A 14,426-nucleotide genomic window follows, 5' to 3' on the forward strand; every position below is an offset into this window, starting at 1 on the left:
TCTGTGGATTCCATGGATTAAACTAAGGAATCTACAGAGCCTGTGCTTTTTTGATCAAATCAGTTTTCCCCGGCTTTTGCCAGGATCCCCTTCATTGAAACGATATATACGATCGCCGACACGACCGGTCCGGCGATATCGGAGACCGGTTCTGCAAAGAATGCCGCTTCCGCGCCGAACATTGCAGGCAGCAGGAACAGGGAGACGAAATATAAGCCCTTTCGGAAGAATGAGAGCGGCAGAGCGACCTGTACCTGACCGAGCCCGGTGAAACCGTCGACGATCTCATACTGGAACGCCAGCGGGATGATCGCCAGCGTGAAGATCCGGATCGCCCGGAGCGCCTCAGCGGAAACCGTCGGATCGGATGTAAAGAGACGGACGAACAGGCCGCCGACGGTGCGTGCGAGGATAAACAGCAAGGTGGTGTACGCCGCTGCCAAGATAAAGATATATTTCTGGGCACCTTTTACGCGGTCGGTGTTTCCTGCTCCGAAATTGTAAGCGAGGACCGCCTGGGTTCCGCTCGTGATGCCCCCGAGAGGCATAGTGACGACCAGCATGAAGCTCTGCGCGATCGTCGCGCAGGTGATGAGAAGATCGCCGCGTGCCGCACCGCCGTATTTCTGAAGGATCGCGTTCATCGTGATGATCATGACATTGTCCATCGCGATGATGATGAATGGGGTGAAGCCGATCGTCAGGATCCTGCGTATCAGCCGCCAGTCATAACCGCCGAAAGTGATGCGTACCGGCACAGTCTTTCCGAAGAGCGTTTTCAGCACGAAGGCGCAGCTTGCCGTCTGGGAGAGGACTGTTGCCGTCGCGGCGCCGGAGACACCCATGTGAAAACCGAAGATAAATACAGGATCCAGGACAATATTTAACACCGCACCGATGATGACGGAGTACATACCGGTTTTCGCAAATCCCTGACAGATGATAAACTGATTCATGCCGGTTGACATGAGCGCGAATACGGTCCCTGTCAGATAGATCGTAAAGTACGCGTTTGCGTAGGGCAGTGTGGTGTCGCTCGCACCGAAATACCGCAGCATCGGGATCCGGATCGGGTAGATACAGGCGACCATGAGGACAGAACACAGCGCGAGCATTAAAAAACAGTTGGCGAGGATCCGTTCGGCGGCCTTGTTATCGCCTTGTCCCATCTTCATGCTCATAAGCGGGGCACCGCCGATCCCGACGAGAAATGCGACGGAGCCGATCATCGTCACAACGGGACCGCAGACACCGGCCCCGGCGAGCGCCATATCGCCGGAAACAGGGATGTTTCCGATATACATGCGGTCAACGATGCTGTAAAGAACGCTGACAAACTGCGCCAGCATACTGGGGACCGCGATGCGGATCACAAGTTTTTTTATATTGTCACGGCCGAGATCATTTTCTGCTGCCATAATTACCTCCTGATGATTTACTCCAGGTCGAAAACAGGATGTGTGTAAGATCTGGTGTGATCCTGATCAGTGCAGGCTGAGATCAGCTGCATGTGGCTGTAAAAGACCTCTGAATGTGTCGGAACATGATCTTTTTCAGGATCACAGCCCATAGAGTATAGCACGATTTCCGGAAGCGGTAAATGGAATGAAAGAAGATTGTAAATTACTTTTTTCCGGGAAGAAGGATCTGGATGCGGCGGCATTTGTCAACAATGGGACAAAGAAATGTAAACTATAAAACAAAAACAAGTTGACAAATGGACGAAACATGCGTATGATATGGGAAGAGTCAATCATAACAATTCCATCTTGAGATACATATGCCGGAATGCGAATCCAGAAGATCCACAGTTCAGATCACGGCAGCGGAAACGATGGATGTTGGGAGGAAAATAAAAATGGAAAACACAGCAGCAAAACACCACATGTCAACTGCACAGATGACGGTGACAGCGCTGATGACAGCGATCACCTGTATTCTTGCCCCGATGGCACTTCCGATCCCGGTAAGCCCGGTACCGATCAGTCTGACAAACCTGGTGATCTTCTTTATGGCATATATTCTTGGAACAAAGCTTTCCGTAGTGAGCTATGTCTTATATCTGCTCCTGGGAACCGTAGGGCTTCCGGTATTCTCCGGATTTTCCGGCGGTGTCGGCAAGCTTCTCGGACCGACCGGCGGATATCTCATCGGTTTTATCTTCCTTGCAGCGATCTCCGGCTTCTTCGTTGAGAAGTTCCCGGCAAAGATCTATATGCATGTGATCGGCATGATCCTCGGTATGGCAGTCTGCTACGCGTTTGGTACAGCATGGCTTGCAGGTCAGCTTGGAATGAGCTTTGTCGCAGGACTCGGAGTCGGCGTGATCCCGTATCTTCCGGGCGATACCGCAAAGATCATCATCGCGATCATCGCAGGACCGCAGATCCGCAAGGCAGTATCCAGATTCATGTAGGTATTTCATAAAACTCATATACATCTAAAAAAGTCCGCAGCAATTTTTATGCTGCGGACTTTTTGATGACCGGGGAAATTCGCGGAATCTCCGATCCGGACAAAACCGGATCAATATCCGTAAGCCAGTGCGCCTCCATCAACCGCGAAATCCTGCCCGGTGATGTAGGTGGCACCATCGCTGATCAGGAACTTAGCCATTGCACCGAGATCCCTGGTATCGCCGAACGCATGAACCGGCATTCTTGCGAGGATCGCGGCTTTTCTTTCTGGAGTCATGACCTGCTTGTTCATCTCACTCGGGAACCAGCCCGGCGCGATGCTGTTGACACAGATGTTGTCGTTTGCCCACTCGATGGCGAGCCCGCGTGTCAGACCGCAGACCGCAGATTTGCTGACGCAGTACGGAACGACTTCGGTGAAGCCGAGATGCGCGGCCATGCTGCTGATATTGATGATGCGTCCTTTATGTTTGCTCTCTTTTAAATACGGGTAGCAGATCTGGCTCAATGCGAACAGACTTGTCACGTCCACATCCAGGATCTTTTTAAAGTCATCCATCGGGAAAACTTCCGCGCGTGCCTTTTTGGTGATCCCGGCATTGTTTACGAGAAAATCGAGACCGGATTTTCCTGCGATCTCTCCGATCAGCTTTTTCATTGCATCATAATCCGTGACATCTCCCTTTACATGGATCACGCCGGGAGCAGACGGCGCAAGACCTTCTTTTTCCTTTCCGGTACGGCTGATCACATATACGGTTGCCCCGTTTTCGGCCAGTACATTTGCGATCGCGTATCCGATCCCGCTGCTTCCGCCGGTAACGATACCGGTGCGTCCTTCAAATTCTTTCATGATGATATATGCCTCCTCAAAATCATAAAACAGATCGAAGATCTGTAGTTATAAGCTCTGGCAGCGATAGCTGTGACAGTTTTCGTTGATCAGATCCCAGTCGAGCTCGGCCCCGACACCAGGTTTGTCAGGTACATAGATATATCCGTCGCGGATCGGCAGATCACCTTTCATGGGAAGTCTGTAGTTATCTTCCGGGACAAAGTACTCGAAATATTTACAGTTCCGGATGCTGCAGCTTACATGCACGTTTGCAAGATCCATGTAATTCATGGTCGTTGTGTGGATCTCACAGTTTAATCCGAAGCTGTCTGCCATGTGAGCGATCTTTAAAGTCCCTGTGACGCCGTCCTTCCAGCTTACATCTGCGCGGACGATATCGGCTGCATGCTGTGCCACACTCTGCGCAACGCCCCAATGACAGCCTCTGGTCGTCTCTGTAGCGGCGATCGGGATGTCTACGGTCTTGCAGAGTTCGGTGTATTTGTAAAGTTCGAAATCGCGGAACGGCTCCTCAAACCATTCATATCCAAGCCGCTCCAGCTGTCTTGCGACACGGATGGCATCGTCCAGCGTATACTCGCCGACCGGGTCACTCATGAGCGTATAATCCGGACCAACGGCTTCCCGGACAGCTTCGTGGACTTTCATGTCAAATTCGACCGGTCCGCCCGGATGTGCCTTGTATCCTAAAATCCCTTTGCTCTTATAATAAAGTGCTTCATCGACATATTCCTGCACAGTGGCGTGGAAATTTCCGCTGGCATATACCGGAAGCTTTGTGCGGTAAGCGCCGATATATTTATAAAGCGGAAGACCGGCTGCTTTTGCACACATATCCCAAAGTGCGACATCCACCGGACCCGGAAGAAATACGGGAAAAAATGCTTCATGACGGTCAACATTCCACAACTCATAAAAGATCGCCTCATGATCGTGCGGATCACGTCCGAGCAGGATCGGAGCGATACTGTCGTGGAGATAACTTTCGGTTACACCGCCGCTGCGGGCAGCCATACAGGTTGCGGTCCCTTCGGTTCCGTCATCTGCGGTCAGCCGGATCGCGAAAACATCCCAACCCATTTTGGCGCCGCCCTGACGTTTTTCGTCGAAGAGACATTTATCGCGGGTTACCCACCATGTCTCGAACTTTGTAATGATCATAATGATTCTCCTGAAATGAATAAAGTCTCTGCACTGTAAGATAAAAACTCCATTCCGGAAGTTTTCAGCGCAGAATGTCACAATTACACAACATAGATATATCACAACGCCGAATTTGATGATTGAATTATATCACATATTGCACTATAATACAAATATAATATAGAAAATAAAGGAGAAAGTGCACAATGAGCAAGTGGAACGACGACAAAGAACTCTTTAAGCTTATGAAAGAAAAACTCTATACTCCGGTCGTAGGAGACATCCTTGATACCATGGGATATAATCACCAGTTCCTGCCTCCGGAGATCATGCCGTTAAAAGATGACATGAAACTGGCCGGGAGAGCGTGTACGATCCTGGAACATAATGTATATGAAGCACAGAAAAAGCCGTTTGGACTTCTGACGGAAGCACTTGACCAGCTGAAGGAAGATGAGATCTATATAGCGACGGGAGCGGGAAACAGTGCTCTCTGGGGAGAACTCCTCACGGCGACAGCCAGGACACGCGGAGCTGTGGGAGCAGTTCTTGACGGATATACACGTGACACTCCGCAGGTCCTTGCACAGAATTTCCCGGTATTTGCAAGGGGACGCTGGGCACAGGACTCTTCGATCAGAACGAATGTGGTGGACTTCCGCTGCACGATCGAGATCGGCCAGGTTACGATCCACGATGGTGACATTGTGTTCGGAGATATGGACGGTGTGCTGATCATTCCGAAAGAAGTGGAAAAAGAATGTATCGAGAAGGCGTTTGAAAAAGCAGCGGGTGAGAAAAAAGTCCGCAGTGCGATCGAAGGCGGGATGAGCGCGACGGAAGCGTTTAAAGTATTTGGCATCCTGTAATAAAGCGGACGAATATTAAAAACGAAGACAAAAAAGACGGGCTGCCGTGATCCGGAATCGGATAATCCGATACGGGATCACGGCAGCCTTTTGGTTTTATTGTCAGTTATCGTTTTCCATCATTTTCAGTGATTTGATCAGGGAGTGGTTGATGTGCAGGATGATCGCGTCCTGGACGGCATCTTCGTTCTCCCTTAAAAGCGCATCGATAATGGCGCGGTGCTGTTCAAGGTTGTCAACACGGTTCTGGTCATCCTTCAATGCGGCGTAGACGGCGAGACGCATCTGCTGGATCATCACAGACTGGTACAGGTTGATCAGGATCTCGTTCCCGGTGATATCGACCAGATAGGAATGAAAAGAGGTATCGATCTGAAATTCATCATAATCCGGACCGGCGGCCGCCTTTTCAAACTGCTTCAGATATTCTAAAAGTCTGCTCTTGGAGTACATGGAGATATATTTCCTACAGACAGTCGGCTCGATCAGCTTACGTGTCTGATAGAGATCGTCGATACTTTTTTCGGTAAAAGGAGTGATCCGCATTCCCTTGCGCGGGAAAATGTCGATCAGATTCTCTGCCTGCAGCATGAGCAGCGCCTCGCGGAGTGGCGTTCTTCCAAAGGATGTCTCTTCCAGAAGCTGCTTTTCATTAAGTTCCTGTCCCGGCAGGTATTCACAGGATACGATCTTGCGATAGAGATATTCATATGCCTGATTTGTCAATGCTTCTGCCATTGTTCTCCTCCTTTTTGGTAAATATGCTGTAACAAGCATATATAATTTTGTGACAAATTGCAAGTGAAAATTCACAGAAATCCATTGAAATATATCACAAAATAGTGTAATATGATGATAGATATATCACATAGCAAAAACAAAGACAAAATAATAACGGGAGGAACAGGAAAAATGAATGAAAATGAGACATATATCAAAGATATACGAATCTACCAGGCTGTCAGCAAACTGAGCCATCCGATCGCAGATTCCACTCATGATATCAGCAAGATCGCGTTTTACGTTCTTGAGGTTGAGACAAAGGGCGGAGTGATCGGTCAGGGATATCTTTTAAGCTTCCATTACAGCCCGAATGCAATTGAAGGCGCCTTAAAAGATATGAAGAATTTCGTACTCGCGAAAGATTATCATGTATATGAGGCCGCACAGGTCCAGAAGGATTACGAGATCGAAAGTGAGTATTTCGGAATCGTCGGACTTCAGAGATGGGCACTGGCGACTTTAAACGTAGCAATGTGGGATGCATGGGCAAGAACCATGGGACAGCCGATCTACCGGATGTTCGGATGCCACAGAAAACCGATCCCGGTATACGGAAGCGGCGGATGGATCAGCTACACGGACGAGGAACTTGTTGATGAGGTCGTAAACTATCAGAAACGTGGATTTACAGCAGTCAAGATCAAAGTCGGAAGTCCGGATATGGAGCGTGATATCCGCAGATTAAACCTTGTAAGAGAGGCAACCGGTCCGAATATGAAGATCATGATGGATGCGAACCAGGGTATGGACGTTCCGTCAGCCGTTAAACTGATCAGCAATGTAGAACATCTCGGAATTTTCTGGTTTGAGGAGCCGGTCGTTAATACAGACTTTGAAGGATATGCAACGATCCACTCAAAGACAAAGGTCAGCCTTGCAATGGGTGAGAGAGAGTACTCCACAGTTGCTCTCCGCGAACTGATCGGAAGACGTGCCCTTGATCTCTGGCAGCCGGATCTGATCCGTCTCGGCGGTGTTGAAGCATGGAGAGACAGCGCGGCACTTGCAAACGCTTACAATATTCCGGTACTTCCTCACTACTATAAAGACTATGATGTACCGCTTCTCTGCACAGTTGCAAATCCGTATGGCGCAGAGAGCTTTGACTGGATCGATGCGATCATCGATAATCCGATGGTCATCGACAATGGTTTTGCCCGTCCGCGTGAAGGCGAAGGCTGGGGCTTCCGCTTCCTGCATGAGTTCATGACAGAGGTAAAATAAGGAGTGATCTGAAATGAGAGCGATCGTTCTTCCGGAACCGTGGAAGGCTGTGACAGCCGAAAGAGAAATTCCGGTTCCAAAACAGGGAGAGGCATTACTGAAAATGGTCTGCGGAGGGATCTGCGGAAGTGACCTGGCTTCCTACCGCGGCCAGTCCGCATACGTCAGCTATCCGCGTACGATCGGACATGAATTCGCTGCCGAGGTTGTGGAAGTCGGCGAGAATCCATATGGGATCAAAAAAGGAATGCTGGTGACGGGAAACCCGTATTTCAACTGCGGGACCTGTTATTCCTGCCGGCGCGGTTATGTGAATGCCTGCATCCACAATGAGACGATGGGTGTCCAGAGGGAAGGAGCTTTCAGCGACTACTTCACGATGCCGGTCGAGCGGCTGTTTGACGGCGCAGGGATCGATCCGAAGGAGCTGGCGCTCGTTGAGCCATTCTGTATCAGTTACCACGGTGTGTCCAGAGCGGAATTAAAACCGGGGGACAAGGTGCTGATCTTTGGCGCGGGAGCGATCGGGATCCTGGCCGGTGTTGCGGCAAAAAGTTTCGGAGCGAAAGCTTATATCACGGATATTGCCGAAGAAAAGGTAAAAAAAGCAGTCAATGATTTCGGGCTGGACGGCGGATTTGTCAATGACAGCCCGGAAAAACTGACGGAATTTATCGGGACGGTCACAGGAGGAGACGGATTCGACGCAACGGTGGAAGCTGTTGGCGCCCCGGCAACATTCTTAGCTTGTGTGAAGGCAGTTGCCAGCCGCGGAAAGATGGTTGTGATCGGTGTCGCGAAGAAAAATGCGGATTTCAATTTCCTGGAAGTTCAGAGAAAAGAATTGAATATGTATGGATCCAGAGGTGCAACCTCAGACGATTTCCGGGCAGTATTAAAACTTGTCCGCGAAGGATTTGTGGATCTTACAAAACTGATTTCCAGAACATATTCCGCAGATCATGCGGAAGAAGCATTTGAAGATCTCGATAAAAATTATGGGGAAATCGTAAAAGCTGAATTCGAGTTTTAAACAGAAACTGTAAAAATGTATTTTATTTATGGGAGGAAAAAACTTATGAAGAAAAGAGCAATGGCAGCCGTATCAGCAGTAATGTGTGCATCCATGGTACTCAGCGCATGTGGCAGCAGCGCATCCACAAGCACAACCGCAGCACCGGCAGAGACAAAAGCAGCTGAGGAGACAAAAGCAGAAGAGACGACCGCAGCGGCAGCATCCGGAGACGTTGTAACGATCAACATCGGTTTTGAGAACACGACCGAGGAGCCGATCGGACAGGCTGTTGAAAAATGGGCAGAACTCTTAAAAGAAGAGAGCAATGGCACCATGGAACTCAAAGTATTCGCAAACAGCGCACTCGGAAACAAGAGTAAACTGATCGACCAGATGGTCATGGGTGAGAATGTGATCACGATCGCAGACGGCGCTTTCTATGCTGATTACGGTGTTCCGGATCTTGGTATCCTCTATGGACCGTTCTTCTTCGATAACTGGGATGAGGTTTGGAAACTGATCGACAGCGACTGGTACAAAGAGCAGTGCAGCAAGCTTGCGGATAAAGGACTCACCGTTCTTGGTTCCAACTGGGTCTATGGAGAACGTGAGTTAATGACAAAAGACAAAGCTGTTGTACCGGCAGACATCAAAGGTAAAAAGATCCGTCTTGCAAACAGCCAGATCTATGTAGAAGGCTTCAATGCATTAGGCGCTACCGCAGTGCCGATGGCTCTTGGTGATGTATACACAGCATTACAGAACGGTACTCTTGACGGCGTTGAGAACCCGCTTTCCACATTATACGGACAGAGCTTCCAGGAAGTTACAAAGAATATCCTTATGACAGGACATATCTTAAACTTCACAACATGGTGCATCGGAACAGATTACCTCAACACCTTAACACAGGAGCAGCAGGATCTGTTATTCAAGACATGTGAAGAAGCTGGTCTCTACAATAACGAGAAGCAGGAAGCAGCTAACGACGACTACAGAAAGAAACTGGAAGATGCAGGCGTAACATTCACAGAGCTTACAGACGAAGAGAGAGCGCAGTGGAAAGAAGCAAGCCTTTCCTTCTATGAGAAAGGTTCCCAGTTTGGCTGGAGTGATGGTTTGTACGATACAGTAAAAGCTGCAATCCAGTAGAAAGAGATCTGTCAGGGGCTGTCATTTTTGACAGCCCTGTAGATAAGGATGGTGAAAACAATGAAAAAATTCCTGGATATCCTAGACAGAATCGAGGTTGCAGTGGCATCTCTGGTGCTGGCAGTGCTGATTGGCGTTACATTTGTTGGAGTACCAATGCGTTACATATTCAGTCGGCCATTTACGTGGGAAGAAGAATTTCAGCTTGCATGTATGGTGTGGATCACATTCCTGGCAGCACCTGCAGCGTTCCGCACGAAGAGCCATGTGGCGATTGAAATTTTGGTGGACGCACTTCCCAAAAAGATACGTAAAGGAATAGAACTTTTAATTCCTGTAATCGTGTACGCAGTACTGATTTATTTCCTGTTTAGGAGCAAAGACTATATCAATGTTATGCTGCGTACAAACCGTAAGACGCCAATCCTTATGATCCCGTATGCATGGATCTATGCGATTGCTCCGGTTTCCATTGTACTTATGTTGATCAGCTATACAGAAGAAAAATATTATGAATTAAAGGAACTGTTTAAAGACGGTGGAAAGGGGGAGAACGTATGAATTCAGCTGTTGGTATTATGGCGATCATTCTCCTTGCCCTGCTGTTTTTTAAAATTCCGGTATTTGTGGCAGTGCTTGGAGCTTCCGTTGTTTATTTTATACTGACTCCGGGTATTAATCCGGCTGTATTTGCACAGCAGGCGATTACCGGTTCCGAGAGTGTGACACTTCTTGCAATCCCGTTTTTCGTATGTGCAGGTGTTCTCATGAACTACACGGGGGTTACAAAGAGAATCATGGATTTCTGTGCGGTCCTGACCGGAAGAATGTACGGTGGACTTTCACAGGTAAATATCCTTCTTAGTACATTGATGGGCGGACTTTCCGGTTCCGCACTTGCGGATGCCGCGATGGAGGCAAAGATGCTGGTTCCGGAGATGGAATCCAAAGGGATTGGCAAAGCATTTTCCACGGTAGTAACTGCGGCTTCCAGTATGATCACACCGTTAATCCCGCCGGGAATTGGACTGATTCTCTATGGCTGTATTGCGAATGTATCAATCGGTAAATTGTTCATTGCCGGTTTTGGTCCGGGTATTCTTCTTTGTATAACAATGATGTTTATGGTGTCCAGAATTTCAAGAAGACGCGGTTATCTTCCGCTCCGCAAAGACAAAATGACGGGGACGATGTTCTGGACATCCTTTAAGCCGGCAATTCTCCCGTTATGCCTTCCGATCATCATCATCGGCGGCGTTCGTCTCGGTATATTTACGGCCACAGAGGCCGGTGCTGTTGCAATCGTATATGCAGCTGCCCTCGGATTAGGCTACAGAGAGTTGGGACCGAATGAAATTCGTCAGGGCTTAAAAGAGACTCTTATGACAACGTCATCCATCATGCTGATCGTTGCGGCGGCGTCTACATTCTCCTGGATCCTCACAAAAGAGATGATCCCGCAGATGTTTACCCAGTGGATGATCTCTGTGATCCATAATAAATGGATTTTCCTTGTTGCTGTTGATATCTTCCTGATCTTTGTCGGCATGTTCGTAGAAGGAAATGCCAGCATGATCGTTCTCGTGCCGTTATTTGCGCCGGCCGCGACAGCATACGGAATCGATCCGATTCACTTCGCAATGGTATTTATTTTCGCAAACGCCATCGGTGCTTTCACACCGCCGATGGGAACATTAATGTTTGTAACCTGCGGTGTTACAAAGTGTTCCACAAAGGATTTCATCAAGGAAGCCGTTCCGTTTTATGCACTGTTATTCGGCTGCCTTCTGATCCTTACATTTATCCCGATTTGCTCGACCGGACTCGTAAACATCATTTATTAGGCGCAGAAATCATAAAAACTGATAGAAAACACGCTGGTTTCATGACCGCGCTTATCAGTATATGGAGCCGGATATGAAGGAGATGGAACATATCCGCCGGCAGGGATATACGCTCGTTGACTGCGAAGAGCAGAGCTACAAGCAGGAAGCGGCATGCCCGATCTTTGATTTTTATGGTGATATCATGGCAGCGCTGACATTTGTGTCGATCAAAGATGGAAATACGAGAGAACTGGTCAGAAGGATCTGTCTTTTACGACAATTTGCGGAACAGATCTCCAAGTCAGTGCGACAGAGATAAAAAGACCGGAGAATACAGTTGGCAAGTGGGCTGCTGCATGAAATGTGCGGCAGCCTGCTTTTTATTTACCAGGAAAAGAAATATTCTTGACATTTACCTATAAAACTATGTATGATAAGTTCTGCACTATACCAGTAGATCATGAATGATCAGAGGGGTCCGCAGACACAAAACAGAGCACTGGTCCGGGAAGGGACAGTCGATGGGCAGATCCCGCAAGTGTAGTGAAGGAGGAAACAAAAGACCATGAAACAGGTTCATGAAACATTAGACCGGATCCTTCCGGAGATCATCGCGATGAGTGAGGACATTTACCGCCATCCGGAACTTGGATTCAAGGAATTCAGAACGAGAGAAAAAACGATCGAGGCTCTGGATAAAGCAGGGATCCCGCATGAGGATGTTGCTTACACGGGAATCCGCGCTGTGCTGGATTCGGGAAAACCGGGTCCGAATATCGGTCTGATCACGGAATTTGACGCAGTTCCGACTTTCGGACATCCGTATGCCAGCGAGGACAGCTATGCCGCCCATACATGCGGTCATTACGGTCAGCTCGGCGTCATGATGAGTTTATTCCTGGCGATCAAAGAATCAGGGATGTTGAAAGATCTCTGTGGCAAGGTTACACTTCTTGTAACGCCGGCAGAAGAATTCTGCGATATGGATTACCGGAAAGAGCTGATCAGAGAGGGAAAGATCTCCCACCCATCAGGAAAACAGGAAATGATCGCCACAGGCGTGTTCGACGATGTGGATCTCATGCTTTCCTGCCATGCAATGGGGATCGACATGACAAAATATCATGCGGAGATCGGCTCCAGCTTAAACGGTTTCATCATGAAACGCGCGATCTTTACTGGAAAGGCGGCGCATGCGGGCGCAAATCCGGAAGGTGGTGTAAATGCATTAAATGCAGTCAATCTCGCAATGACCGGAATCAACTTCCTGCGCGAGACATTCCGCGCTGATGATGCGATCCGTGTCCATTTCTTCGTTCCGGAAGGCGGACAGTCCGTCAACACGATCCCGGCAAGAACGCAGCTGGAAATGTATGTCCGGGCGAAAACCGTTCCGGCGATCTTCGAGACGAACGCGAAAGTAACGCGTGCGATCCGCGCAGGTGCACTTGCGATCAACTGTGATCTGGAGATCCAGGATACTCCGGGATACTTCCCGCTTCATCAGGACGAGAACCTGACAGCGCTTGTGAAAAAACATATTCTGGATTACATCGATGAGAGCATGATCGCCCAGGGAACCCACGGATTTGCTTCCGGTGATATGGGAGATCTGTCACTGATGTGGCCGATCGTCGAGATCGGAGTTGCCGGATTTGAAGGCAGCATCCACGGAAAAGATTTTAAGACGGTGGATCCTGAACAGGCATATTGTGTTCCGGCACATTATTTTGCGGACACCGTGATCGACCTGCTGTCTGACGGCGGTGCTTCTGCATGGAAGATCAAAGAGGCATTCCAGCCGGTAATGAACAAGGAGAACTATCTGGAGACCCTGGACAGTTTGAATAAATCAACGTTTTACGAAAAGGAGAACAACTAATTATGAGAAAGAAAATCGTATGCAGCACACTGGCTATGGCACTGGCAGCTTCCATGCTGTTCGGATGCGCGAGCGAGAGCAAGACTGAGACAACAGCCGCAGCAGGAGAGACAACTGCAGCTGCTGAAACAACTGCGGAGGCAGCAAAGGCAGAGACAAACGGTGAGAAGTTAAAAGTGACACTTCTTGTTACCGGTTCTTTCGGCGATAAGGCATTCAATGATTCCGCGCAGGCCGGCATGGAAAAGCTTGAGGCTGAGCTTGGCGACAAGGTTGAAGTAAACATGGTCGAGATGGGCAGCGACAAGACAAAGTTTGAAGGTTCCATGTTAGACGCTTGTGAGTCCGATGCAGACCTTATCATCACAGGTCTCTGGGATATGAAGGAGATCACAGAGAAGGTTGCTCAGGAGTTCCCGGAGAAGAAGTTCATCATCTTTGATACAGATGTTGACTACACCATCGGCGACTTAAGCAACGTATACTCCATGAGCTACAAGCAGAACGAGGGCGCATTCCTTGCAGGTGTTCTTGCAGCAAGTGCGACAAAGTCCGATATGGAATACGCAAACGAAGACAACGTGATCGGTTTCGTAGGTGCAAAGGATACAGCAGCTGTTATCAACGACTCTGCAGTCGGCTTCATCGAGGGCGCTCAGTTCGTAGATCCGGATGTGAAGGTACTTGTTTCCTACGTTGGTTCTTATGTTGACTCCGCAACAGCAAAAGAGCTTGCGATCACTCAGTACTCCAACGGCGCTGACGTTGTATTCGTAGCAGCAGGTCCGGCATCCGTAGGTGTTATCGAGGCAGCTGCAGAAAGCAAGAAGTACTGCATCGGTGTTGACTCCGACCAGGCACTTGCTTACGAGGGCAAGGACGAGGCAAACTTCATCATCTCTTCCGCGATCAAGGGCGTTGGCGACAGCATCTACAATGCAGTTGAGAAGGCAGTTGATGGAACACTTCCGTATGGTGAATATCAGACCCTTGGTATCGAGGACGGCGTTGTAGGTCTTGCTGACAATGATATCTATCAGTCTGTTGTATCTGACGATGCAAAGAAGGCAGTCGAGGACGCAAAAGAGAAACTGCTTTCCGGCGAGGTCAAGGTTGATTCCGCTTACGGCATGGATGAGGCAACCTTAAAAGGCATCATCAACGGAGCACAGTAAAGGAAAACAGCTGAGACATGCACCCATAGTTTAGTTCACATCTCCTGTATCAGGCAGAAATGAAGCAGCAGGCGGAAAATACTG

At 48.9% G+C, this 14,426-nt stretch carries 14 protein-coding genes; 10 read left to right on the top strand and 4 right to left on the bottom strand.

Going from position 1 to position 14,426, the window contains the following annotated elements:
- Positions 1-59: 59 nt before the first annotated feature.
- Positions 60-1,418, bottom strand: a complete 1,359-nt coding sequence (locus ACXMYH_RS01015; protein WP_486555337.1) for an MATE family efflux transporter — start codon at positions 1,416-1,418, stop codon at positions 60-62.
- Between the two features lie 440 nt (positions 1,419-1,858).
- Between ACXMYH_RS01015 and ACXMYH_RS01020 the strand changes: the two genes are divergently transcribed.
- Positions 1,859-2,416, top strand: a complete 558-nt coding sequence (locus ACXMYH_RS01020) for a biotin transporter BioY (protein ID WP_118297532.1) — start codon at positions 1,859-1,861, stop codon at positions 2,414-2,416.
- A 110-nt stretch (positions 2,417-2,526) separates the two neighbouring features.
- On the opposite strand, the gene ACXMYH_RS01025 is transcribed toward ACXMYH_RS01020, so the two are convergent.
- Complete coding sequence (locus ACXMYH_RS01025; RefSeq protein WP_118298404.1) at positions 2,527-3,270, bottom strand: SDR family NAD(P)-dependent oxidoreductase; 744 nt, start codon at positions 3,268-3,270, stop codon at positions 2,527-2,529.
- A 48-nt stretch (positions 3,271-3,318) separates the two neighbouring features.
- Positions 3,319-4,434 (bottom strand): enolase C-terminal domain-like protein, encoded by a 1,116-nt coding sequence (locus tag ACXMYH_RS01030; protein WP_118532631.1) that lies wholly within the window; start codon positions 4,432-4,434, stop codon positions 3,319-3,321.
- 188 nt (positions 4,435-4,622) lie between these two features.
- On the opposite strand from ACXMYH_RS01030, the gene ACXMYH_RS01035 reads away from it, so the two are divergent.
- A complete protein-coding gene (locus tag ACXMYH_RS01035; protein ID WP_118298402.1) occupies positions 4,623-5,285 on the top strand; it encodes an RraA family protein in 663 nt (220 codons plus the stop codon).
- 102 nt (positions 5,286-5,387) lie between these two features.
- Here ACXMYH_RS01035 and ACXMYH_RS01040 read toward each other — a convergent pair whose 3' ends face one another.
- Complete coding sequence (locus ACXMYH_RS01040) at positions 5,388-6,023, bottom strand: GntR family transcriptional regulator (protein WP_118298401.1); 636 nt, start codon at positions 6,021-6,023, stop codon at positions 5,388-5,390.
- 174 nt (positions 6,024-6,197) lie between these two features.
- On the opposite strand from ACXMYH_RS01040, the gene ACXMYH_RS01045 reads away from it, so the two are divergent.
- The 8 genes from ACXMYH_RS01045 (at position 6,198) to ACXMYH_RS01080 (ending at position 14,342) form a co-directional block, all read left to right on the top strand.
- Complete coding sequence (locus ACXMYH_RS01045) at positions 6,198-7,292, top strand: mandelate racemase/muconate lactonizing enzyme family protein (RefSeq protein WP_486555338.1); 1,095 nt, start codon at positions 6,198-6,200, stop codon at positions 7,290-7,292.
- Between the two features lie 13 nt (positions 7,293-7,305).
- Positions 7,306-8,325 (top strand): alcohol dehydrogenase catalytic domain-containing protein, encoded by a 1,020-nt coding sequence (locus tag ACXMYH_RS01050; RefSeq protein WP_215702581.1) that lies wholly within the window; start codon positions 7,306-7,308, stop codon positions 8,323-8,325.
- Between the two features lie 45 nt (positions 8,326-8,370).
- Complete coding sequence (locus tag ACXMYH_RS01055; RefSeq protein WP_118298398.1) at positions 8,371-9,459, top strand: C4-dicarboxylate TRAP transporter substrate-binding protein; 1,089 nt, start codon at positions 8,371-8,373, stop codon at positions 9,457-9,459.
- A 60-nt stretch (positions 9,460-9,519) separates the two neighbouring features.
- Entirely contained in the window at positions 9,520-10,020 is a 501-nt protein-coding gene (locus tag ACXMYH_RS01060) for a TRAP transporter small permease (protein ID WP_118532625.1), read from the top strand.
- Complete coding sequence (locus tag ACXMYH_RS01065) at positions 10,017-11,303, top strand: TRAP transporter large permease (RefSeq protein WP_215702583.1); 1,287 nt, start codon at positions 10,017-10,019, stop codon at positions 11,301-11,303. The genes ACXMYH_RS01060 and ACXMYH_RS01065 overlap by 4 nt, the downstream gene beginning before the upstream one ends.
- A 73-nt stretch (positions 11,304-11,376) precedes the next feature.
- A complete protein-coding gene (locus ACXMYH_RS01070) occupies positions 11,377-11,604 on the top strand; it encodes an IclR family transcriptional regulator domain-containing protein (RefSeq protein ID WP_182426840.1) in 228 nt (75 codons plus the stop codon).
- A gap of 246 nt (positions 11,605-11,850) precedes the next feature.
- Positions 11,851-13,167, top strand: a complete 1,317-nt coding sequence (locus ACXMYH_RS01075; RefSeq protein ID WP_118298395.1) for an amidohydrolase — start codon at positions 11,851-11,853, stop codon at positions 13,165-13,167.
- A 2-nt stretch (positions 13,168-13,169) separates the two neighbouring features.
- Positions 13,170-14,342 (top strand): BMP family ABC transporter substrate-binding protein, encoded by a 1,173-nt coding sequence (locus ACXMYH_RS01080; RefSeq protein ID WP_118532619.1) that lies wholly within the window; start codon positions 13,170-13,172, stop codon positions 14,340-14,342.
- Positions 14,343-14,426 lie beyond the last annotated feature (84 nt).

The sequence above is a fragment of the Pilosibacter sp. NGB245 genome (assembly GCF_057397225.1).